Below are 21,417 nucleotides of genomic sequence, written 5' to 3' on the forward strand. Positions count from 1 at the left end.
AGTCCCGCGACGGCGGGGAGGATCAATGGTGCGCCGCCATCTTCCCGAGAACGCGCCACAACCCCGCCACCCCCATGAGGGCGATGGCGATGCCGGCGGTGCGCAGCATGGCGTTTCTGAGGGCGCCGGAGATGGCGCTCGACGCGGTCCCGAAACCGAGCATGACCGGGACCGTCCCCAGGCCCATGGCGGCCATGGTGGCCGCGCCGGTTGCGGGGCTCCCGGTCCCGGCGGCGATGAGGAGCGGCGCGTAGACCAGGCCGCAGGGGAGCAGGCCGAGCACCAGGCCGAGCGGCAGCGAGGCCAGGGGGGAGGGGGCGGCGAGGGCCCGCCTCACCGGCGCGGCGAGAAAGCGCGCGCCGCTTCCCTCCAGGGTGGAGAGGTTGAGGACGCTCAAACCGAGCGCCGAGGAGAGCCCCACCATGATCACCATGAGGTTCGCCCCCACCATGAACCAGCGGAACACCATCTTCATGGCCATGAGGTTGAGCGACGAGCCGATCAGCCCGGCCAGCGCCCCCAAAAGCGTGTAGGTGGCGATGCGGCCAGTGTTGTAGAAGAGCTGGGACTTGAGCCTCGCCCCGAGCGCCCCTTCCTTGTCTTTCAGGGAGATGGCGGCGACGATGCCGCCGCACATCCCGATGCAGTGGAAGCTGCCGGCGAGGCCGGCCACGAACGCCAACCAGATCTGTATCATAGCGGTCTCCTTGGGGAGTGGCTGCAGGGGAGTGGCTTCGCAGGTGCCTGTCCCCGTTGCCCGTTATCGGTGCGGCACCGCCCTTGCCCCCGTCCGCGTCTCCGGATCTTTGGGAAGGGGGTGAGACTGGGTCAGTTCATGCGCGTCGGGGGGGGGGACGGGGAGGGGGGAGGCCCGGCGCGACGGGGGAGCGGGTTCTCGTCGTCGTCCAGCATCCTGTGCTTGGGGCGCTCCAGGTCGGTGAACTCCCCCTTCTGCACCCCCACAGGAAGAAGAGCCAGCAGCCGCAGCCCAGGAAGAAGGAGAGTCCTATCAATGCGAAAAGCGAGTTATTCATCCGGAGTCCTCATGAGTCTCAACGAGTTGCCGACCACGCAGACGGAGCTGAGGGCCATGGCGGCCGCGGCGTAGACCGGGGTGAGGCGGCCGGTCATGGCGAGCGGGATGCCTATCAGGTTGTAGAGAAAGGCCCAGACGAGGTTCTGGCGGACCACCGCCATGGTGCGCCGCGCTATCCGGTGCGCCAGCGAAAGGCGCTCGAGGTCGGGCTTGGCGAGCACCAGGTCGGAGGTCTCCAGCGCGATGTCGGTTCCCCCGGCGACGGCGCAGCCGACGTCGGCGGCGGAGAGCGCCGGCGCGTCGTTGATGCCGTCCCCCACCATGAGCACCGTCGCGCCCCGCTGCTTGAGCTTCTCTATCTCCCTGGTCTTCTCCGCCGGCGACAGCGACCCGACCCCCCTGGCCACCCCGGCGCTTTTGGCCACCTTGTCGGTGCACTCCTGGCGGTCGCCGCTTAAAAGCAGGGTGTCGAGCCCCTTGCGTCTGAAGTAGGAGACCACGCCGGGCGCGTCGTCGCGCATCCGGTCCTTGAAGGTGAGGGTGCCGCTGTAACGTCCCTTGTGCGCCACTCCCACCAGCATCCCCCCCTCCGGCGATTCCAGCTCGCGCGGGATCCCCGTCACCCCGAGGCGCTCCAGGAACGGAACGCTCCCGAGGGCCACCGTCTCGCCCGCGACCCGCCCCGTCACCCCCGCGCCGGCCAGCGTCACCAGCTCGGTCCCGGCGGGATACTCGATGTCGTGCCGGAGGGCGTAGTCGCGCACCGCCTTCGCGATGGGGTGCAGCGAGCCGCATTCGACCGCGGCGGACAGTGCCAGCACCTGGCGCGGTTTCAGTCCCGGCGACGCCTGGATATCGACCAGCATCGGAGCCCCCCGGGTGAGGGTGCCGGTCTTGTCGAAGACCGCGATGCTGACGCGGCTCAACCGCTCCAGCACGTCCCCCCCCTTGAAGATCACCCCAAGGGCCGCGGCGGCCCCGGTCCCGGCGAGGATCGCCGTCGGCGTGGCGAGCCCCAGAGCGCAGGGACAGGCGATCACCAGCACCGCGAGCGCCACCATGAGGCTCGCTCCGAGCGATCTTCCCTGGCTGTAGTGCCAGCAAAAGGTCGCCACGGCGAGGGTGAGCACGGCCGGGACGAAATAGGCGCTGACCCGGTCGGCCATGGCCTGGATAGGCGCGCGCCGGCTCTGGGCCTCCTCCACCAGCTGCGCCACGCGGGCGATGAAGCTGTCCCCGGCCTTCCTGAGGCAGCGCACCCGCAGGGCGCCGGTCAGGTTGGAGCTCCCGGCGATCACCTGGTCCCCCCTTTTCCTCACCTGCGGCAGCGGCTCGCCGGTCGCAGCCGATTCGTCGACGTCGCTACTTCCCTCGACGACGGTCCCGTCCACCGGGAAGCGCTCCCCCGGGGCCACCAGGATCAGGTCTCCCGGGACGAGCTCCGAGGGCTCCACGCTCTCCAGGTGTTCCCCCGCGAAACGCTGCGCCTGCCCCGAGCAGAGCTCCAAGAGCCTCCCGATCCCGCTGGAGGCCCGCCTCTTGGCGCCGTTTTCCAGGAGCCTTCCGGCGAGGATCAGGGTGACGATCATGGCGGCGGTCTCGTAGTAGACCTCGCCCCCGGAGAAGGTCGCGTAGACGCTGTAGCCGTAGGAGGAGAGGGTGCCGATGGCGATCAGAAGCTCCATGTTGGGGGCGCCGTTGCCGAGGCCGCGCCAGGCCCCGGAGAGAAAGGGCCAGCCGCAGTAGAAGACCACCGGCGTCGTGACGAGGAGCGAGAAGAGCTGCAGGTACGCCTTCATCTGCGGCTCGATCCCCTGGAAGTAGCCGGCGTAGAGGGCGAAGGCGTAGGCCATGAGCTGCATGGTGAGGAAGAAGGCGGTGCCGAAGCGGACCAGGAGGTCCTTCTGCACCCGTTGCCCTGACTCCCTTGCGGCGTCCTCGGTGTAGGGGCGCGGCACGTAGCCGATCTGGTCGATGCGGTTGAAGATGGCGGCGGGGGTGATCCGTTCCGGGTCGAAGCGGACCCGGGCCCGCCCGGTGGCGTAGTTGACGCGGGCCTCCGTGACCCCCGGGATGGCACCGATGATCCTTTCGTTGAGCCAGACGCAGGAGGCGCAGCGGATGCCGTCGATGATGATGTCGATGGCGCTTCCCTCGGCCGAGGTGTAGACGAAGCGGGACAGGTAGGCGTCGCGGTACTCCCCCTTGAAGGCCTGGGGGATGAGCCCCGTTTCCTGCCAGTCGCGCCGGCGGTAGTAGTCGGCGAGGCCGGAACCGCTGATGAGGAGGTATGCGCCGTGGCAGCCGTGGCAGCAAAAGGAGAGCACCGAGTCCGTGGTGCGCTCCTCGACCAGCATCCCCGGCGCAATGTCGCCGCCGCAATGGAAACAGGGCGCGAGGGGGGCTCTCAATTGAAGAACACCACTTTCTGGGAGGCGATTGCCTCCCCCTTGGTGAAGAGAAGCTCGCCGCGCACCTCACCCTGCCCGGACGCGGGCCAGGGGGCGACGAAGACGCCCGGCTCTGATTCCGCCAGGGTCAGTACCTCTTTCTCGTTGCCGCTCCTGGTCTGGAACAGCAGGGTGCCGCCGGCGACCGGAGCTCCCTGCTGGTTGTGGACCCGGACCTGCAGGTCGCTGCCGGCAAGCGAAGCTGACATGACCCAGTCGAGACCGGGATTGTACGCGCCGCTCCTGGTCTTGGCGTAGTTGAGCCCGTTTTGGTAGTAGTCCGCGTCGGTGACCCGGCTCCCCTTTTCAAACGAGATGAACATGCTGGTGCCCATCCCGAGGAGAAAGATTGCCAGCAGCATCAGGATGGCGAGCTGCCACCGGCAGGAAGATAAGGTGATTCTTTTTTGCATGGTTCCTTCCTTCATTGAAAAGCCCTTGAAAAGCCCCTCACCCGGCCTCCGGCCACCCTCTCCCAGAGGGCGAGGGGATGGGTGGGCTTCGATCTTGATTCCAGCTCGGTTACCCCTCGCCCTCCGGGAGAGGGGCAGGGGTGAGGGCGCGGCGCAACCGCACCACGAACGGCAGCGGCAGGGGCGCGGCGCAACCGCACCACGACCGGCAGCGGGCTAGGGGGGAGGGCGCTACTGCGCCGCGACCGGCAGCGGGCTCGACGCCACCACTTTCCCGCCCGACACGAGCCTCAGCTCCACCAGCGTCCCCTGCGGCGGCTCCGGTTTGAGCTTCAGCGCAAAGCCGATCTTCCGATTGGCGTTGCCGGCCAGCTCCAGGCCCCGCACCGGCCCGACCAGCTCCACCCGGTACCCCGCAAGCGGCGCCGCCTCCAGCGAAAAGCTCCGGGCCTCGCCGCCGCGGTTCTCCAGGAAGGCGGAATAGAAATTCACCAGCGAGCCGTCCGGCAGCCGCTTCACCTCGCCGCTTTCGGCCCGCTGCACCTTGAGTGTCGCCTCCTTGCGCGTGGTCACCCCCACGACCAGGAGCCCCACCAGAAACAGGAGCACGCCACCCAGAAGGAGCGCCTTCTTGTTCACCGGCCGCGACCCGTCGGCGCCCGCCGGCCCGAAGGTGTAATGGATCAGCCCGCCGCTGCTGCGCTTGGCGAAAACATCACGGCAGGCGTCCAGGCAGCGGCCGCAGTTGATGCACTCTATCTGCAGCCCCTCGCGGATGTCGATCCCGGTCGGGCAGGCCCTGACGCAGGCGCCGCAACGCAGGCAGGCTTCCCTAAGCTCCGGGTCGAACTCCAGGGTGAGCGTGCCGCGCTCCATGGTCATCAGCTGGATGCGGCCGTAGGGGCAGACGGTCTTGCAGAACCGGCGCCGCACGAACGCAAGGTCGAGGTAGACCACGAGCGCCGTCACGGCGAAGGATATTCCCGCCACCGCTCCCAAGCTCCCCGAGCCGAGCCTCGCGAAGAATTCCGGCGGCGCGATGAAGTACCAGACCAGGTTGGCGGCGACCAACGCCGAGAGGGCGAGGTGCCAAAGCTGCCTCACCACCCCCCGCGGCAGCGCGGGGAGGGTGGAGGTCCGGCTGTCGATCCAGTCGGCCAGGTCACCGAGCGTGGTCTGCGGACAGAGCCAGCCGCACCAGACCCTGCCAAAGAGCATGGTGACGAACAAAAAGGCGAAGACCAGGATCAGCACCACGATGAGGAAGAGGTAGAACTCCTCGATGCGCAGCTTGGCGCCGAAAAAGAGGAGCGTCCTCGTTCCCGCGTCCAGGCGCAGCAGCGATTCCCCGCCTGGACGGATAAACGGGATCGACAGGATGAGCAGGGTGGCAAACCACTGCACGCCCCGGCGCCACGGCCCGACGCGCCCTTTTTTCAGCGGTGCGGCCTTCAAAGCGACAGGACGTACTGCACCACCCCCTGGATCTTGTCGCCCGACAGCTCGTTCTTGAAGCCGGGCATGCCGCCGGGGCGCCCGTCACTGATGCTCGCGGTCACCTCGGGGGCGGTCCTGCCGTACTTGAACTGCTTGGCGGTCAGGTCGGGGCCGATCCCCCCCTTGCCGTCGGCGCCGTGGCAGGATGCGCAGCGGGCGGCGAATTCCTTCTTCCCTGCCGCGATGAGGTCCGTGCTCCTGATCTCCTCGTGGGCCGGGACCGCCTGTCCCGCGCCCGGTGTCTGCACGGCCAGGCGCGCCTCCTTGGCCTTCTTGATCTCGGCGTACTCGCCGTACGAAGTCCAGCCGCTGAACAGGTAGTACGCCATGAAGATGATGCCCCAGGTCAAAAGGCCGAAGAACAGGATCCTGAACACGAGCGGGGAGTTCTTCTCCGCGCGGTACTTGATGCCGTCGTACTCTTTATTTTCGTCGGACATCGCGTCCTCCTTTGCTTATTTTTGAAGATGTTGCTCAGTTCCCCCTCCCCTTGCGGGAGGGGGCTAGGGGGTTGGGGAAGACGCCACCATCTTCACATTGGGCCGCTTCACCCACCCCCCGGCCCCCTCCCGTCAAGGGAGGGGGAGGCTAGAGCACCAAGTTTTTCCTATTTTTCGCTATTGTCCTCTTTTTTCGGTTTATCGTCGTCCATCATCCGGAACTTCGGTTCCTCCCCCTTGGCCTTGTGTTTTCGGCTGTAGGTGCGCACCACGATGACCGCAAAGATCAGGAAGAGGAGCAGGGTCACCCCCAGGTAGTAGATGCTCGCGCTGTCCATGTCAGTGCTTGTGCACCGACTTCAGGTAGGTGACCACCTTCCAGGTGCGCTCCTTGCCCAGTGTGTCGCCGAAGGCGGGCATGCCGCCGGCGGCGATGCCGCCGTAGACGCTGGAGAATACCTTGGAGTCAGGCTGGTCCATGTCGCGCAGGTCCGGCCCCACCTCGCCCTTGAGCTCGATCCCGTGGCACTGGGCGCAGTGTTCGGCGTAGAGCTTCTGCCCCTCGGGGAGGACGCTCATGTTGTCCTGGAACGGGTTCTTCAGCTCGCCGAGCACCGCGGCGGTGCCGGTCTTTCTCCAGGGGATGTCGTTGCCCACCTTCTGCATGTAGGCGATGATGGCGTCCATCTCGCTCTTGCCCTGCAGCGCCTGGATGTCGGCCGGGGTGTAGGGGAACCTGAGCGCCTTCATCTTCTTCTCGGAGAGGCTCGTGTCGAGCGGCCGGTTCAAAAAGTCGTAGGCGGGCATGTTGGAGCGCGGCACCATGGAGCGCGGGTCCTTCATGTGCTTCACGTGCCAGGCGTCCGGGTACTTGCCGCCGATACGGGCGAGGTCGGGGCCGTTTCGGCGCGAGCCCCAGAGAAAGGGCTGGTCGTAGACGAACTCGCCGCTTTTCGAGTACTCGCCGTAGCGCTCGGTGTCGGAGAGGAGCGGGCGCACGGTTTGCGTATGGCAGTTGTTGCACCCCTCGCGGATGTAGATGTCGCGTCCCTCCAACTGCAGCGGGGTGTAGGGCTTCACCGAGGCGATGGCGAGCTTCGGGTCGTTGATCCACCGGAAGGGGAGCACCATGGTGATGATGGTGCCGACCAGGATGGTGGCGGTGGCGAGGAGCAGGAATATGATGGGCTTCTTCTCTATCATGGCGTCTCCTCCCTAGGCTCTTTGCGCCGCGGCCTGGGCCTTGCCGCCGGTGATGGTCTGGTAGATGTTGTAGAGGAAGACGAGGAGCCCGGCGAGATAGATCACCCCGCCGACGGCCCGCATGTGCCAGTACGGGTAGAGTTCCACCATGGTCTCGATGAAGCTGTAGTGGAGGCTGCCATCGGGGTTGGTCGCGTTCAGCATCGCCGCCTGCTGCACGCCGGCGATCCACATGGTGATGGAGAAGATGAGCTGCCCGGTGAGGACCAGCCAGAAGTGCACGTTGGCAAGTCCTACGCTGTAGATCTCCGTGTGGTAGAGCCTGGGGATGGTGTAGTAGATGGCGGCGAAGAGGACCAGCGAGACCCACCCCAGCGTCCCCATGTGCACGTGCCCCGGCACCCAGTCGGTGAAGTGGATGAAGGCGGAGAAGGTGCGGATCGACTGGGATGGCCCCTGCAGCGTCTGCATTCCGTAGAAGGTGATGCCGAAAATGAGGAACTTGACCAGGTAGTTTTCCCGCATCTGGTGCCATTGGCCGTTCATGGAGAAGTAGCCGTTGAAGACCGCGGCCCAGGAGGGGGCGATCAGCATCACCGAGAAGCCCATGGCGAGGGTCTGGACCCAGTCGGGGACCGGCGCCCAGAGCAGGTGGTGCGCACCGGTCCAGAGGTACATGAAGATGAGGCTCCAGAAGGCGATCACCCCCATCCGGTGGCTGTAGATGGGGACGCCGGTCGTCTTGGGAAGGAAGTAGTAGAAGATGGCCAAAGGCGGCGTGGTGAGCACCATGGCCACCGCGTTGTGCCCGTACCACCACTGCACGTTGGCGTCGTTGGCGCCGGCGTAGGCGGAGTAGGACTTGGTGAGCGAGACGGGAATGGAGGCGTTGTTCACGAGGTAAAGCACCGCAACCCCGACCAGCGTAGCGAGGATGTACCACAGCGATATGTACATCTGCTCCTCGCGCCTTTTCACGATGGTCATCACGATGTTCACCGCGAAGATCACCCAGAGCACCACGACCAGGCTCGCCACCGGCCACTCAAGCTCCGCATACTCCTTGGAGCGGTTCATCCCCATGGCCAGCGTGACGGCGGCGAGCGCGATGACGATGTTGAAGAGCCAGAGCTGGGCCTTGGCGAGCCCCGGGCTCCACAGGCTCGTTCGCGTCAGGCGCTGGGTGATGTAGATGAAGAAGGCCATGAAGCTGCCGATGCCCCAGCCGAAGATCCCGGCGTTGGTGTGGATCGGGCGCAGGCGGCCGTAGGTGAGGTAGGGGGGGAAGTTGAGCTGCGGGAAGGCGATCTGGAACGAGATGAAGACGCCGACCAGCACGGCCACCAGTCCCCACACCATGCTCCAGATCACAAACCCTTTGACGATGTCGTCAGCGTACCCTTCCTGTTGGTTCATGCCGTCCTCCTGGAGATGAATGGATCAGTGCGGCGACATGTGAACGACGGATCTGCTGTGCCGAAACCCGTTGCTTGGTAGCCGCAAGCTTATGTCATAAATATAGGAACTGCCGCGATTTTGTCTGATTGAACCGGGGATTGTGTCAGAGTAACGTCCAATGATCCTGCAATAACAAAGTGTTAGTTTAAGTTGTAATCGCCGTTTAGCAAGCGCTCCTCCTGTATACGTAGTCATTTTGGTTCTCGAGTGAACTCCTGGGAATGTGGAGAATGTTTGCCGGTAACCGTTGCCTGTGACAAAGCGTCCCCCCCTTTGCGAAGGGGGAACAGGGGGGATTTGCTTGTTGCCGGTTCAAGCCCGTCTCTTTTGCCTGCAGAAACCGGCGCGGATGCCGATAGGAAAACTATCGGAGTGCCTGTGTTGACTGTGACGGGCTCCTCCTTTAACTAATTCTTGGCGTCGCCTCTTTCTACGGAGAGCGAGCAGGCGCGGAGGAGCCATATGAGTACCAGCGAATTGCTCTACTACTGTGCGGCGGGAGCGACCCTGGTCGTTCTCTGGATCGCGGCGACCTACTGGGCGGTCAACTTCTTCATCAGGCAAGTGACCCAGCAGAGCTGCCATGAATTCAGGGTGCGCATGAAGAGCGAGACGGAGCGGGCCCTGAAGCTGTTCCGGGAGGGGCTTTGCGAGCAGATCGTCCAGCAGGAGAACAAGTCCGACGCGCTGGCGAGGCTGTACGCCAACCTGATCGACCAGTTGCGGCTGGGGAGGGAGTTCCTTGCCTCCATAGGGCAGGGGGAGCGGGCCCAGGCGGAGAAACAGCTGAGGACCATCAGGGGGACCGGCGAGAGCTTCTCCGAGATCTTCCAGAAGCAGAGCCTCTTTCTGTCAGAGGAATTCACCAGGACCGGCAAGGATTTGTTGACTCAGCAAAAAACGGCGCAGGAGCGGCTGGAGGAACTGCTGCGCCGGGTGCAGAGGGAACCGCAGAACGCTCTCGCCGTCGACGACCTGAAAAAGGAATGGGGGCAGTTCGAGGACCTGTTGAACAAGCTCATGGATTTCGTGCGCAACGAGTTCCGCAAGCGCAACCCGGTGAGCAGCGCCATGATGAAGTGGCTCAACGAGGTGCCGGGCGAGTCCACGCACCCGTCCTAGCCTTCCTACTTTTCCAGGGGGTCAGGCTTGCAGAGGTGTTCCTCTTTCTTCGCCGCGCGCCCGCATTTCTTGCAGACGTAGCGCGGCTCCGCGACGATCTTCTTAAGTTCCTTCAGATTGTCCTTTATTTCGTCCTTGTCCCACTTGCATAGCGTCTTCGTGTCCTTTCCCATATCCAAAGCTCCTCTGGCATTGACAGCCAATGTTCTGTCTTTGCTAAGTATATTCTGCCGGCTGAGAATACCTGTTGTTCTGTTAGTTTGATTTAATTCGATTTTTGGGCAGACGGTTGTTGAAATGGAATTCTTTCCAGATATAGTAAAACAGTTTTCGAAATTTCCTAGTGAGTTCAATAGAAAAGGGGGAATACATATGTCGATGTTTTGCCGTCAATGTGAGCAGGCCGCCAAGGGTACCGGATGCGACGTAGTGGGGGTGTGTGGCAAGAACCCCGAGGTCGCCGCGCTGTTGGACCTCATGATGTACGGGCTGAAAGGACTGGCCATTTACGCTGACAAGGCAAGGGCGTTCGACGCCCGCAACACGGTCGCCGACATGTTCCTCATCGAGGGGCTTTTCACCACCGTCACCAACGTCGACTTCGATCCGGTGCAGTTGGCCGGCAAGCTGAGGAAGTGCTACGACCTGAAAGAGCAGGTGAAGGCGATGTACGAAAGCGCCTACCGCGCCAAGAACGGCGCGGCCGCCCCCGCCATCACCGACGGCCCCGCAGCGTGGGTCATCGCCGACAACCTGGAGGGGCTGGTTGCGCAGGGGCAGGTGCAGGGGGTGAAGAGCCAGCACAGCGACCCCGACATACTCTCCGCCATCGAGATCATCATCTACGGCCTTAAGGGGATGGCCGCCTACGCGAACCACGCCTTCATCCTCGGCAAGACCGACGAGGAAGTGTTCGCCTTCTTCCACAGCGCCCTTGCCGCCACCACCGATACCGGGAAGGGGCTCATGGACTTCGTGGGGATCGCCATGGAGTGCGGCAAGCTGAACATCAAGGTGATGGAGATGCTGAACACCGGGCACGTCGAGCACTACGGGCACCCGGTTCCCACCAAGGTCCAGCTCGGCACCCGTAAGAGCAAGGGGATCCTCGTTTCCGGCCACGACCTGCGCATGCTCGAGGAGCTCTTGAAGCAGACCGAAGGGAAGGGGATCGACATCTACACCCACGGCGAGATGCTCCCGGCCCACGGCTATCCCGGGCTCAAGAAGTACCAGCACCTCTACGGCAACTTCGGCGGCGCGTGGCAGGACCAGGCCAAGGAGTTCCCGAACTTCCCCGGCGCCATCATCTTCAACACCAACTGCATCCAGCGCCCGGCGGACAGCTACAAGGACCGCCTCTTCACCTGGGGCGAGGTCGGCTGGCCCGGCGCCAAGCACCTCACCGGCTACAAGTTCGACGAGGTGATCAACAAGGCACTGGAATGCCCGGACCTCCCGGACGCACCGGGTCAGGAGATCCTGACCGGCTTTGGTCACAACGCGGTGCTCGGCGTGGCGGACAAGGTGATCGAGGCGGTGAAGGCGGGAGCGGTGAAGCACTTCTTCCTGATCGGCGGCTGCGACGGCGCGAAGAGCGGGCGCAACTACTACACCGAGTTCGCCGAGAAAGTGCCCAAGGATTGCGTCATCCTGACCCTTGCCTGCGGCAAGTACCGTTTCAACAAGCTCGAGTTCGGCGATATCGGCGGCATCCCGCGTCTTCTGGACGTCGGTCAGTGCAACGACGCCTACTCCGCCGTGCAGATCGCATCGGCCCTGGCCGGCGCCTTCAACTGCGGGCTGAACGACCTGCCGCTCTCCTTCATCCTCTCCTGGTACGAGCAGAAGGCGCACGTCATCCTGCTTTCGCTGCTGTACCTGGGGGTGAAGAACATCAAGCTGGGACCGGCGCTTCCCGCCTACCTGTCGCCCAACGTGTTGCAGTTCCTGGTCGACAACTTCAACATCGGCCAGATCGGCAGCGTGGACGCGGACCTAAAAGCGAGTCTGGGTCAGTAAAGGATCATGAGCCTCGGACAGTAATCGCGGGGCTTGGGCAGTAATCGAAGGGGGGACCGGCGTGAGCCGGTCCCTGCAGTAGCAGCACGCAGCACCAGAGCAGATGTAGCTCCTTTAGCGCCAGGTCCGGGCAGACCTGGCGCCTTTTTTTGTCCATCCGGGATGCTGGAGACGCCGACCATATTTCACCAAGCGCTTCAGTAGAACTCGCGTTCCCCCCTTTGCGAAAGGGGGGACAGGGGGGATTTGAATTTAGGAAGCGTCCCTTACAATTCGTGCGGGGTCGCGGCAAATTCGGCACGCCCCGCTTTTACTGCTCCCGCCTCGCATTTAAAATCAGTAAGGCCTTCTTTAAAATAAGTAAGACCCTTTTTAAATTAACTAAGACCCCTGTTAAAAAAAAGAAGGTCATAGTTAATTTAAACAAGGTCGTGTTTAAATTACTCGGAGGGCTCATTAATTTAAAGTGCCCTGTAGCGTTTATCGAACGACCCTGTTGCAGGTAAAAAAGGGGGGCGTTAGAAAGCAACAAGGGTGTCTTCCGTAAAAAGGAGCACTGCTGCAAAATAAACCGGGTGTGCGAAACCTTAAATACGCCCCTCATCAGTTGATGAGGCATCTGCTTTGCATTACGGCAGCCCATATTTATTTTAAATGCACCCTTATATTAGAAAAAGCGACCCTGCTTTATTTTAAAATGGACCTTACATTAGAAAAAGCAGCCCTATTTTAAAATAACTGCAAGCGCAGCTCGCTCGCTGGCGGGGCGGATTTAAAGAGTCGACTGGATAATAGACGGAGAAAGGTGAAGGGACCATACCAAGGCGTATGGTCCCTTCCTTGTTTGGCAGGCATCAGATGTCGGAGGCTGGCGCGACCACCGGTTCGGGGGCGGGGATCGCGGACGGCTTGATGGTGAAGAGGTGGTACACGGTGATGATGACGCCGGCAAGGAAGACGAGACCGACGCCGAAGGCGACCCGGAACCAGAACATCATGGTGAGGTGCGCGGTGCTGTAACCGATGTCCAGGAACCGCTCCAGGTAGGTCTGCAGGATCCCTGCGATGCCGAAGACGAGCCCCAGGACGAACATGCCGATGGTGGTGATCCAGAAGCCCCACTTGCCCAGCCGGTCCTGGTATTTGTTGATCCCCTTGAGGCGCGGCATGGCGAAATAGAAGATGGTGAGGTTCAAGAGGGCATAGGCGCCGAAGAAGGCGAGGTGCCCGTGCGATACGGTGATCTGGCTGCCGTGGGTGTAGTAGTTGATCGGCGGCAGCGTGTGCATGAAGCCCCAAAGCCCGGCGCCGACCAGATGGTAGATGGCGAGACCGATGATGTAGTACCAGGTGAGCGGGTTCACGATCGGGTTTTTGCGCTCCCGCACGTGCATCCAGGTGTCCACCACCATGAGCACGATGGGGAGCGGCTCGAGGGCGCTGAAGATGCCCCCCCACCAGAGCCAGTAGTCGGGGGCGCCGATCCAGTAATAGTGATGGCCGGTGCCGACGATGCCGGTGAAGAGGAAGAGGCCGGTTTCAACGTAGAGCCATTTCTCCACTACCTTACGGTCCACCCCGGTCACGCGCATGATGATGTAGGCGACGATGGACGCCGTCACCACTTCCCAGGCCCCCTCCACCCAGAGATGGATGACCCACCACCAGTAGTAGTAATCCGTGTTGAGGTTCTGGTAGAAGGGCATCCCGAACAGGTACATGAGCGCCAGGAAGGTCACCCCGCCCAGGAGCATCCACTGCAGCGCCGTGCGCACCTCGGCCTTTATGATGGTCATGGCGACGTTGGCGATGAAGATGAGAGCCGCGACCACGATGAGCCAGTCCAGTGGGAGGGGTATTTCCAGCAGCGGCTTGCCTTGGGTCCACCCGAAAAGAAAGCCCACGACGGCCGTCACCGCCGTGCCGACGAAGATGGCGAGCTGCAGGTAGGCGAGCTTTTCGCTGTAGAGGTCCCGGGCGCATTCCGGAGGGAGGATGTAGTAGGTGCCTCCCATGAAGCCCAGAAGCATCCAGGCGACCAGGAGGTTCGTGTGCAGCGCGCGGGCGGTGGAGAAGGGGAAGACGTTGACCAGGTCCTGCGGCAGCGTGAAGGCGTAGTTGATGGAGAGCCACAGCCCCAAGATCACCTGCAGTATGAAGAGCACCAGGGCGATGCGGAAGTACCACAGTGACACCCGCTGGCTTTGGTATTCGATCAGCATCATTTGCTCACCTCCTTGTTCGACTTAAGGCTCAGCAGGAAATCCGCGATGATGCCTGCGGTCTGCGGGCTCACGTCCTGCGGCGGCATGGTCACGCCGGGACGAACCGACTGCGGGTTGATCATGTAGTTGATGAGGGTTTGGCGGTCGTAGGTGATCCGGTTGGCGATGGTGGTGAGATCTCCCCCGACGTTGCGCCCCTGGTTCTCGAAGGTGTGACAGCCGCCGCACGCCTGCAGCACCAGGTGGACCTTGTCCAGCTTCTGCGGCTGGGACTCACGCAGTTTATAGGCTTCGACGAATTTCTCGTCCTGCGGTGGCCACTTGCGGTTCTCGATCTCCCCCACCCAGCGCAGGAAGCTGACCAGCTGCCTCGTCTCCGTCTCGCTGACACCAAGCTGGGGCATTTTCCTGAAGGAGTTTTTGTACATGACGTCGGGGTGCTGCACGATGGAGGCGATGTTGTTTTCCCCCAGCCGGTAGAACGCCTTGGTCATGTCGGGTGCGTAGTACCCCCCGAAGCCCAAAATGGTGTGGCAGTCGTTGCAGTTGTACTTGTGCCAGACCTTCTTGCCGGCTACGACCTGTTCGTTGAGCTTGTCGGTGTGGGTGAACTTGGGGGTCTGCATGTGGAAATCGTAGGTTTGCCAGAGGAAGATCGCTGCCGAGGTGAGGGTTCCCACCCAGAAGATCAGCCGGGCTGTTTTTCCGGTCATACCGCCCTCCTTTTGTGGTGTGTTTGGTGACTATGGTTAGATTAATCTAATGATTGACAGCAGGAAGGATATCGTGAGGAGGGGGGATGTCAACCCGGCGCCATAAATAAGGCCCCGAAAGGATTGTCGTGATCCGGTTTCGGGGCCGCTGGCCTTCGGGTGATGTACTGGGGAGAAACTAATGTGGGAGTGGCTGCACCCCTTTAATCTTTGCGCTGCCTCAGGGGGCAAAGCGAAATGGCCGCCATGGCGAGCCAGGAAAAGGCGAACGTTGCTACTATGACGGTCATAAAGTGCTCCTTGTTTTTTGGCTGTTCGTAACGTGTGGCCCCTCCCTTACGGCAGGTGGGCGAAGCCGCGATGCCCGGAAAAGGTGGCGCCTCGCCCCTCCCCCTAACCCCCTCCCGCGAGGGGAGAGCGGGAGGGGGGACCAGGGAGAGCGTTTGCCGGAATCCCCGGATGAACGTGCGCCGTGACGGCACGCTGCGGTTGCGCTACAGCTTACCGGCTTTCAGGAACAGTATGTTGTTCTCCAGATGGACGTGCTTGTGCAGGTCGTCCTCAAACTCCTTCAGCTTCTGATAGGTGACCATGAAGGTGTTGCAGGCGTCCGCGGGCACCGCATAGTTCTTGGAAAGCCGGCGGATCTCGTGCACAGCGGCCCCGACTTCGTCATGCTCGTGGCCCAGTTCCGCCAGGACCGCCTTCAGCTTCTTGATCTCTTCCGGGTTGGGCGCTCCACCTTCCTTTCTCATTTCGGTCAGCTTCCTGATGGCCGGGAAGAGTTGTCCCTCCTCGCTTTCCAGGTGCTGCATCAGGTCGGCCGCCACCTTGCCGAAGATCTCGGCGATCTGCACCACCTCGGGGTGGTTGGGGCCGTGAACCTGGGCGATCTTGTTGGCATAGGCGGTGATGGTCGGGATGCTCTCCTTGAGGTAGCCGTGGTGCGCGTTGACGATGTAGTCGGCCAGGAAGGGGAGTTCCCAGGCGTCGTAGTTCTGGCTGCGCTCCAGCGGGCGGGAACCTGCCTCTTCAAGGTCGCGCTGGAGCGACGCGAGGTCGATCCCTCTTTCCCGGCAGGCCTGTGCCAGCGGCATGTTGCCGCCGCAGCAGAAGTCGATGCCGTATTTTTCAAAGACTTCGGCGGTGCGAAAATCCCTGGCGACCACCGTGCCTACGGTTTCCACGTTGGTTGCTGCGACTGGTTCCGGATGTGTTTTTTCCATGGTGTCGCTCCCTTGGCGGCTCTTCTATGGCAGAGCGGCCGGTTCGGACGTTGCGGGGTGTGTTCCCCCTTGAGACCCATGGTAACACTATATGCAGTTTAGAGTATGATCCAGATCAAAAAGTGGCAGGTAGTGCGGGGTGGGTGGTCTGGCAGCGCCGGGGGCGCCGGCGCGGGCGGAAGATGGATGATGGTCAGGGGAGGCGGGGGGAGGCGGCGCTGTTGACAAACCGGCCGATGGCGCGGTCCATGGTGGAGATGTGGTCGATGAGCCAACTGGTGATGAAGTTGGTCATGGCGCTGACAACGCTTTGGGAGATTCCCTCCGCCTTAAGGCGCTCTTTCAGTAGATTGATCTGGTCGATGAAGGCAAGGTGCTTTTCGCGGTGTTTCTCATAGTCCGGGTAGCGGACCTGCTGCATCAACTTCTCCTCTTCCTTGAAGTGCGTCACGGCATAGGCTTCGAGGAACCAGAACATGCGCATGATCTCTTCCACGTCCAGGTTATTCTGGTAGGCGTTGACGAAGGCGTTGAACTTGTCGAAAAGAAGCTTGTGCTGAACATCGATCTCCAGCATCCCGATGCTGAGATCGTCTCTCCACTCCACCAACATACATCCCTCCGTAACAGTCTCCGCTGTATATACATTACTCTCCTCGCTTTTATCAATATCTTTAATGTTCGTCGGGGGGAGGAGGGAGGGGCACGACAGTCGTGGTTGAATTGGTCGGGAGAGGCAAAGCCCTTGAAAGTCCGTTGGAAATGTCCGCGTCCGCCATGGCGCGCCGGTGCCTGCTCTCCAAGCAGGGGGTGGCATTACGTGATGAACCAGCCTCCCCCTTTTTCTTTCTCAAGGACTCTCCTTTGCAAATCATTTGCAATGCCACTGCGCCTCATGCTATCTCACATTAAAATGATGTCGTGGGGCGGGCGCTGCTGCAACTCCTGGTTGCCATGCGCTCATCCCGTCGGAGGTGTGTGTGGCAAAAAGGGGTAAGGCCGTAAACAGACGTAAACCCGCACCGGGCGGTGGACGCACGCCGCTTTTGGCGCTTTTGATAGTCGCACTACTTATAGCCGCGGCTTTCTTCCTGCTGGAGCACTTCAAGAAGCCCTCTCCGCCGTCCCAGCCTCCCGCCAAGCCCGCGGTCAGCGCTTCGAAGCACCAGCCGATGCCCGAACGGACGCCCCCGGTGCAGCAGAAACTTTCCACCTCCCGGGCGCCGGCGGTCAAACCGCATCCGGCCGCACTCCCCAAGGCCACAGGTCCCGGTCGTCTCGCCATCATCATCGATGACATGGGAACCAGCATGCAGGAGTTGAAGACGCTGCAGTCGATCGGGCAGCCGCTCACCTACTCGGTGATCCCGAGCCTTGCCCACGCAAAGCAGGTGGCTGAAGGGGCGCACGCGGCGGGCGCCGAGGTGATGGTGCATATGCCGATGGAGCCCGAGGGGTATCCCAAGCAGAAGCTGGAGTCGGTGGGAGTGTTGGTTGCCATGGACGACGGCGAGATCGCGAACCGGATCAGGAGTTACTTCGCCACTGTGCCCCACGCCGTCGGCGCCAACAACCATATGGGGTCGCGCTTCACCCAGGACGCGGCGAAGATGAAGGTGGTGCTGCAGGTGCTGAAGGAGAAGGGGGTCTTCTTCGTGGACAGCAAGACCTCTCCGGCCTCGGTTGGCTACCGGGAGGCGAAGGCGCTGGGGATGAAGTGTGCGGTGCGACAGGTGTTTCTGGACAACGTGCAGGACGAGGGCGCCATCGGCAAGCAGTTGGCCCAGGCCGCAGCCACGGCAAGAAAAAAGGGTGCGGCGATAGCAATCTGTCATCCGCACCCTGCAACCATGCGAGCCCTCAAGGTCTATATGCCCGAACTGGCCAAAAGCGGCATCACCTTTGTCCACGCGTCGGAGCTGACCAACTAGAACCTTGCTCCTTACACATTGCCCGCCCATCCCCTCTCCCTTTGGGAGAGGGTGCCCGCAGGGCGGGTGAGGGCGACGCCATGAGGGAGATAGTGGTCCCGGGTTCTGGGTTGGAAGCATAAAGGGGACAGGCACCTGCGGAGCCAGTCCCCTTTGTTTAGGCGTAAAGCGGACAGGCACCTGCGGAGCCAGTCCCCTTTGTTTATAGCTGTGCCGCGATCCGCTTCTTGAGCTTCGCTACTTCCCGGTACTTCTCATCCACGAGGATGGAGGCGGGATTGTCACCGTTCACGGGATGAACCATCAGGAACGCGTCCCGCAGTTCCCCCTGGTACCCGGACAGCGTCTCCGTCATGATCCCGGAGAAGCCGTCGTACTCCGGCGCGCGGGCCAGCGGATACTTCTTCTTCAGCAACTCACTTCCGGTCAGGTCGAAACGGTGGAAGTCGATGCTCCCTGCCTCGTCACCCACCCCCGGGTTCAGCACGAACACCGATTCCAGCGCGGTCTGGTGGATCATCTGCCTGGTCGGGTCGTCGGGCGGCAGCTGGCGCTCGATCTTGAATATGGTCGAAACCAGGAACCCCGTGAAGCAGTCGGCTTCCATGTAGCCGCTTGCGGCGCCGTCGGAACTCTCGCAGTAGTAGGAAACCTGCGAATCCTGGCGCAGTTCCTTGCCGCAGACCAGGCACTGGCTCTTCAGCCCGGACAGCCTGCCGAAGTACTCCTCTTTCTTGCGCTTGTTCTCCTCGTGCTGCCACTTGTCGTAGAGCATGGCGCGCGGCTCTTCGGTCTCGTAGAACTCGTTGAGGCAGGTTTGCCCCAGCGCCGCGAACTGGCCATAGACGTCGGTGCCGCGCCCGTGGGTAAGGATCGGGTAGATCTTACCCTCCGGGTTGGTGTTGAGGCTTTCCACCTTGGGGCTCTTGGATATGAAGATGTCGGAGCAGCGGAAGCCGCGGTTGATGGCGAACGCCTTCAGGAGCGTTTTCTGGTCCTTGAACATCCCTTCGAACTTGATCCTCTCGTCGATCAGGCAGGGGATCAGTGACAGGCTTTTCCGGTCCAGCCCCTTCTTGTCGAAGAGCTCGAAGATGTTGCGGCAGTTGTCCATGCTGGCCATATCCTTGATCGGGACCAGCACCCGGTCCGCTGCGTAGAGCGCGTTCTGGGTCATCACGTCGAGGTCCGGGCGGGTGTCGACGATCAGGATCCCCGGGATCTCGGACATCGCCAGCAGCCGCGCCAGCACCATCGGTCCCTTGAGCGAACCGCGCAGTTCCGGCAGGGTGGAGGAGGAGGGGATGTAGTTGACCCCGTACTGTCCGGTGTGCAGCAGGTCGCGCCCGCGGGTCTCCAGCAGGAGGTCGGCCACGGTTCCGTTGAGCTTCTGCCCCTTGATGGAGAACATCTTGTCGATGGTGAAGTGGTTGTCGAAGGAGAAGATCGACACCGGGAGATTCTCGTCAAGGCCCTTCAGGAAGATCGCGAGGTTGGTTGCCAGCGTGGTCTTGCCGACCCCCCCCTTTTCAGAGGAAACGGTTATTACATAAGGGTAATTTTTCATGGCGCGCATACTAACATTGACACGGCCGGACGGTCAACCCGTTTGACAGTGGCGCTGGGTGCGTGCTAGAAAACGGCTGCAGATGTCGTTTTGACGGACCGCTTCTTCCCCGCCCCCGGAGGGGGAGGGGAAGGGAGGGGGGAAGCCGGTTTCACCCTGTCGTTGCACCCTGTCGTTGCACCCTGTCGTTGCACCCTGTCCTGCCGCAGCTGGGCTTTTCTCCCTCGCCCTCCGGGAGAGGGTGGCCGAAGGCCGGGTGAGGGCGATGGCGGCGGCATGATTTTGCCATCAGGCGGGGCCCTCACCCCTGCCCCTCTCCCGGAGGGCGAGGGGAGTATTACGATGGGCGGCGCTTCAGCCCGACCTTCTCCAACGGGGAGAGGGGGATACGCAAGCAAGGAGGATACGTGCAACTTTTCAAGGACCGGCGGGTCCTCACGGTAAGTGCTTTGACGGCGCTGGTGCGCGGCCTCCTGGAGGAGAACTTCGAGCAGGTCTGGGTCGAAGGGGAGATCTCCAACCTCGCCTGCCCCCAGTCCGGCCACTGCTACTTCACCCTCAAGGACCCCGGCGCACAGATCCGCTGCGTCATGTTCCGCGGCGCCTTCCGCTCCCTCAAATTCACACCGCGCGACGGCATGCGCGTGCTCGTGCGCGCCCGCATGACCTTGTTCGAGCCGCGCGGGGAGTACCAGCTCTCGGTCGACTCCATGGAGCCACAGGGGATCGGCGCGCTGCAGATGGCGTTCATCCAGCTGAAGGAGCGTCTCGCCAAGGAGGGGCTCTTCTCTGAGCTCCACAAACGTGAGATCCCCAAGCTGCCGCGCCGGATCGGGGTGGTCACTTCGCCCACCGGCGCCGCCATCCGCGATATCCTCACCGTGCTTTCCCGCCGCTTCGCCAACGTGGAACTCCTGATCGCTCCGGTCCGGGTCCAGGGGGAGGGGGCGGCGCTGGAAATCGCCGCGGCCATCGCCGACCTGAACCGCTACGGCAACGTCGACGTCATGATCGTCGGGCGCGGCGGCGGATCCCTGGAGGACCTCTGGGCCTTCAACGAGGAGGTGGTGGCGCGGGCCATTCATAAATCCACCGTTCCTGTCATCTCGGCGGTCGGGCACGAGATCGACTTCACTATCGCGGATTTCGTTGCGGACCTGCGGGCCGCCACCCCGTCGGCCGCGGCCGAGCTGGTGGTGCAGAGCAAGCAGGAGCTGACCGCGGCGGTGGAGGCGCTCAGCCACCGGCTGCAGGTCGCGCAACTGCGCCGTCTGGAGCGCTCCCGCGCGCTGGTGACGGCGCTCAGTCGCGCCATCACCGACCCCAGCCGCATCCTCGGCCATCTGGCGCAACGGGTCGATACCCTGGACGCACGCCTGGTGCGGGAGGCGGGGCTGATCCTCGACGACGCCTCGGAGCGGATCGTCACCCTGTCGGCGCGCCTGGCCCGCCAGAGCCCCGCGCTCATCCTGAGGCAAAACGCGGAGCGGCTCTCGACGCTGTCGCTGCGCCTGGATCACGCCATGACCCGGCGCCTGGCCTGCGCCGCCGAGAGCGTCGGCCTCGCCACCGGAACCCTGAACGCGGTCTCCCCGCTCGCCACCCTTTCCCGCGGCTACAGCATCGCCCGCAAGCTCCCCGGCCGCTCCGTGATCACCTCCTTTAGGCAACTGGCCCCCGGGGACCGGCTGGAACTCTCCCTCGCCGCCGGTTCCGCCCTTTGCACCGTGGAGCGGGCCTGCGGGCAGAGTGAATCCTTGACGGCACCTGAGCGATCGGTATAATAGGCGATCACTTTTTAATAATTAAACGCGGCGGCGCTTCTAATCCGTCGCGGCAGTACCCGGACACGAGGTTGGCATGGCAGTCGAGAAGTTTGAAACCGCACTGAAGAAGCTCGAGGACGTCGTGAAAAAGCTGGAAGGGGGGGAGCTCTCGCTCGAGGATTCCCTGAAGGCGTTCGAGGAAGGGGTGAAGCATTCCGCCTTCTGCTCCAAGAAGCTCAACGAGGCCGAGCGGCGCGTCGAGCTCCTCGTCAAGCAGCGCGACGGCAGCCTCTCGGCCAGGCCTTTCGAGGAAGAGGAGTAGACCAACCTCTTGTTTCATCGCGCCCC

The 21,417-nt window shown here is 62.6% G+C and carries 20 protein-coding genes and 1 pseudogene; 5 read left to right on the forward strand and 16 right to left on the reverse strand.

The features are described from left to right. Positions 1–22: 22 nt before the first annotated feature. From KP001_RS00600 to KP001_RS00640, 10 genes and pseudogenes are all read right to left on the reverse strand, one after another. Positions 23–697, reverse strand: a complete 675-nt coding sequence (locus tag KP001_RS00600; protein ID WP_217287671.1) for a sulfite exporter TauE/SafE family protein — start codon at positions 695–697, stop codon at positions 23–25. Positions 698–828: 131 nt separating this feature from the next. Further along, complete coding sequence (locus tag KP001_RS00605) at positions 829–963, reverse strand: cbb3-type cytochrome oxidase assembly protein (protein WP_239027859.1); 135 nt, start codon at positions 961–963, stop codon at positions 829–831. Further along, a pseudogene (locus KP001_RS21830) lies at positions 958–1,034 on the reverse strand (cbb3-type cytochrome oxidase assembly protein CcoS); the annotation flags it as partial. The pseudogene KP001_RS21830 and the gene KP001_RS00605, both read right to left, overlap by 6 nt. Further along, a complete protein-coding gene (locus KP001_RS00610; RefSeq protein WP_239027860.1) occupies positions 1,027–3,447 on the reverse strand; it encodes a heavy metal translocating P-type ATPase in 2,421 nt (806 codons plus the stop codon). The pseudogene KP001_RS21830 and the gene KP001_RS00610, both read right to left, overlap by 8 nt. After that, on the reverse strand, positions 3,444–3,899 hold the full coding sequence (locus KP001_RS00615; RefSeq protein WP_217287672.1) for a FixH family protein: 456 nt from the start codon (positions 3,897–3,899) through the stop codon (positions 3,444–3,446). The genes KP001_RS00610 and KP001_RS00615 overlap by 4 nt, the downstream gene beginning before the upstream one ends. A 231-nt stretch (positions 3,900–4,130) precedes the next feature. Continuing rightward, the gene (locus tag KP001_RS00620; RefSeq protein ID WP_239027861.1) at positions 4,131–5,303 is read right to left on the reverse strand and encodes a 4Fe-4S dicluster domain-containing protein; all 1,173 of its coding nucleotides are present in this window, start codon (positions 5,301–5,303) and stop codon (positions 4,131–4,133) included. Between the two features lie 47 nt (positions 5,304–5,350). After that, on the reverse strand, positions 5,351–5,836 hold the full coding sequence (locus tag KP001_RS00625; protein ID WP_217287674.1) for a c-type cytochrome: 486 nt from the start codon (positions 5,834–5,836) through the stop codon (positions 5,351–5,353). Positions 5,837–6,003: 167 nt separating this feature from the next. Next, on the reverse strand, positions 6,004–6,174 hold the full coding sequence (locus KP001_RS00630) for a cbb3-type cytochrome c oxidase subunit 3 (RefSeq protein WP_217287675.1): 171 nt from the start codon (positions 6,172–6,174) through the stop codon (positions 6,004–6,006). A gap of 1 nt (position 6,175) precedes the next feature. Continuing rightward, positions 6,176–7,039, reverse strand: a complete 864-nt coding sequence (locus KP001_RS00635) for a cbb3-type cytochrome c oxidase subunit II (RefSeq protein ID WP_217287676.1) — start codon at positions 7,037–7,039, stop codon at positions 6,176–6,178. Between the two features lie 12 nt (positions 7,040–7,051). Next, positions 7,052–8,455, reverse strand: coding sequence for a cbb3-type cytochrome c oxidase subunit I (locus KP001_RS00640; RefSeq protein WP_217287677.1), 1,404 nt, complete (start codon positions 8,453–8,455; stop codon positions 7,052–7,054). A 504-nt stretch (positions 8,456–8,959) separates the two neighbouring features. Here KP001_RS00640 and KP001_RS00645 point away from each other — a divergent pair. Next, on the forward strand, positions 8,960–9,619 hold the full coding sequence (locus tag KP001_RS00645; protein WP_217287678.1) for a hypothetical protein: 660 nt from the start codon (positions 8,960–8,962) through the stop codon (positions 9,617–9,619). A 5-nt stretch (positions 9,620–9,624) separates the two neighbouring features. Here KP001_RS00645 and KP001_RS00650 read toward each other — a convergent pair whose 3' ends face one another. Beyond that, positions 9,625–9,792 (reverse strand): hypothetical protein, encoded by a 168-nt coding sequence (locus tag KP001_RS00650; RefSeq protein WP_217287679.1) that lies wholly within the window; start codon positions 9,790–9,792, stop codon positions 9,625–9,627. A 199-nt stretch (positions 9,793–9,991) separates the two neighbouring features. On the opposite strand from KP001_RS00650, the gene hcp reads away from it, so the two are divergent. Beyond that, positions 9,992–11,641 carry a hydroxylamine reductase gene (hcp, locus tag KP001_RS00655; RefSeq protein WP_217287680.1) on the forward strand — a complete coding sequence of 550 codons (1,650 nt, stop codon included), beginning with the start codon at positions 9,992–9,994 and terminating at the stop codon, positions 11,639–11,641. An 854-nt stretch (positions 11,642–12,495) separates the two neighbouring features. On the opposite strand, the gene KP001_RS00660 is transcribed toward hcp, so the two are convergent. From KP001_RS00660 to KP001_RS00675, 4 genes are all read right to left on the reverse strand, one after another. Further along, positions 12,496–13,866, reverse strand: coding sequence for a cbb3-type cytochrome c oxidase subunit I (locus KP001_RS00660; RefSeq protein ID WP_217287681.1), 1,371 nt, complete (start codon positions 13,864–13,866; stop codon positions 12,496–12,498). Beyond that, positions 13,863–14,579, reverse strand: a complete 717-nt coding sequence (locus KP001_RS00665) for a c-type cytochrome (RefSeq protein WP_217287682.1) — start codon at positions 14,577–14,579, stop codon at positions 13,863–13,865. Before KP001_RS00665 ends, KP001_RS00660 begins: the two co-directional genes overlap by 4 nt. Before the next feature lie 494 nt (positions 14,580–15,073). Further along, on the reverse strand, positions 15,074–15,805 hold the full coding sequence (gene ric, locus KP001_RS00670; protein WP_217287683.1) for an iron-sulfur cluster repair di-iron protein: 732 nt from the start codon (positions 15,803–15,805) through the stop codon (positions 15,074–15,076). A 193-nt stretch (positions 15,806–15,998) separates the two neighbouring features. Beyond that, on the reverse strand, positions 15,999–16,418 hold the full coding sequence (locus KP001_RS00675) for a bacteriohemerythrin (protein WP_217287684.1): 420 nt from the start codon (positions 16,416–16,418) through the stop codon (positions 15,999–16,001). A gap of 367 nt (positions 16,419–16,785) precedes the next feature. On the opposite strand from KP001_RS00675, the gene KP001_RS00680 reads away from it, so the two are divergent. Next, the gene (locus tag KP001_RS00680) at positions 16,786–17,736 is read left to right on the forward strand and encodes a divergent polysaccharide deacetylase family protein (protein ID WP_217287685.1); all 951 of its coding nucleotides are present in this window, start codon (positions 16,786–16,788) and stop codon (positions 17,734–17,736) included. Between the two features lie 202 nt (positions 17,737–17,938). On the opposite strand, the gene KP001_RS00685 is transcribed toward KP001_RS00680, so the two are convergent. Next, a complete protein-coding gene (locus tag KP001_RS00685; RefSeq protein WP_217287686.1) occupies positions 17,939–19,312 on the reverse strand; it encodes a ParA family protein in 1,374 nt (457 codons plus the stop codon). Between the two features lie 398 nt (positions 19,313–19,710). Between KP001_RS00685 and xseA the strand changes: the two genes are divergently transcribed. Together xseA and KP001_RS00695 are read left to right on the forward strand one after the other, a co-directional pair. Next, positions 19,711–21,087, forward strand: coding sequence for an exodeoxyribonuclease VII large subunit (gene xseA, locus KP001_RS00690; protein ID WP_217287687.1), 1,377 nt, complete (start codon positions 19,711–19,713; stop codon positions 21,085–21,087). A gap of 76 nt (positions 21,088–21,163) precedes the next feature. Next, a complete protein-coding gene (locus tag KP001_RS00695) occupies positions 21,164–21,391 on the forward strand; it encodes an exodeoxyribonuclease VII small subunit (protein ID WP_217287688.1) in 228 nt (75 codons plus the stop codon). The last annotated feature ends 26 nt before the right edge of the window (positions 21,392–21,417 follow it).

Source organism: Geomonas subterranea, assembly GCF_019063845.1.
GTDB lineage: Bacteria > Desulfobacterota > Desulfuromonadia > Geobacterales > Geobacteraceae > Geomonas > Geomonas subterranea.

Bases quoted from the DNA above. Each gene is read 5' to 3' on its own strand.
- KP001_RS00640 (WP_217287677.1), bottom strand. From the start codon at position 8,455: ATGAACCAACAGGAAGGGTACGCTGACGACATCGTCAAAGGGTTTGTG.
- KP001_RS00645 (WP_217287678.1), top strand. From the start codon at position 8,960: ATGAGTACCAGCGAATTGCTCTACTACTGTGCGGCGGGAGCGACCCTG.
- KP001_RS00675 (WP_217287684.1), bottom strand. From the start codon at position 16,418: ATGTTGGTGGAGTGGAGAGACGATCTCAGCATCGGGATGCTGGAGATC.
- KP001_RS00665 (WP_217287682.1), bottom strand. From the start codon at position 14,579: ATGACCGGAAAAACAGCCCGGCTGATCTTCTGGGTGGGAACCCTCACC.
- ric (WP_217287683.1), bottom strand. From the start codon at position 15,805: ATGGAAAAAACACATCCGGAACCAGTCGCAGCAACCAACGTGGAAACC.
- KP001_RS00685 (WP_217287686.1), bottom strand. From the start codon at position 19,312: ATGCGCGCCATGAAAAATTACCCTTATGTAATAACCGTTTCCTCTGAA.
- KP001_RS00625 (WP_217287674.1), bottom strand. From the start codon at position 5,836: ATGTCCGACGAAAATAAAGAGTACGACGGCATCAAGTACCGCGCGGAG.
- hcp (WP_217287680.1), top strand. From the start codon at position 9,992: ATGTCGATGTTTTGCCGTCAATGTGAGCAGGCCGCCAAGGGTACCGGA.
- KP001_RS00615 (WP_217287672.1), bottom strand. From the start codon at position 3,899: ATGCAAAAAAGAATCACCTTATCTTCCTGCCGGTGGCAGCTCGCCATC.
- KP001_RS00630 (WP_217287675.1), bottom strand. From the start codon at position 6,174: ATGGACAGCGCGAGCATCTACTACCTGGGGGTGACCCTGCTCCTCTTC.
- KP001_RS00600 (WP_217287671.1), bottom strand. From the start codon at position 697: ATGATACAGATCTGGTTGGCGTTCGTGGCCGGCCTCGCCGGCAGCTTC.
- KP001_RS00650 (WP_217287679.1), bottom strand. From the start codon at position 9,792: ATGGGAAAGGACACGAAGACGCTATGCAAGTGGGACAAGGACGAAATA.
- KP001_RS00635 (WP_217287676.1), bottom strand. From the start codon at position 7,039: ATGATAGAGAAGAAGCCCATCATATTCCTGCTCCTCGCCACCGCCACC.
- KP001_RS00695 (WP_217287688.1), top strand. From the start codon at position 21,164: ATGGCAGTCGAGAAGTTTGAAACCGCACTGAAGAAGCTCGAGGACGTC.
- KP001_RS00660 (WP_217287681.1), bottom strand. From the start codon at position 13,866: ATGATGCTGATCGAATACCAAAGCCAGCGGGTGTCACTGTGGTACTTC.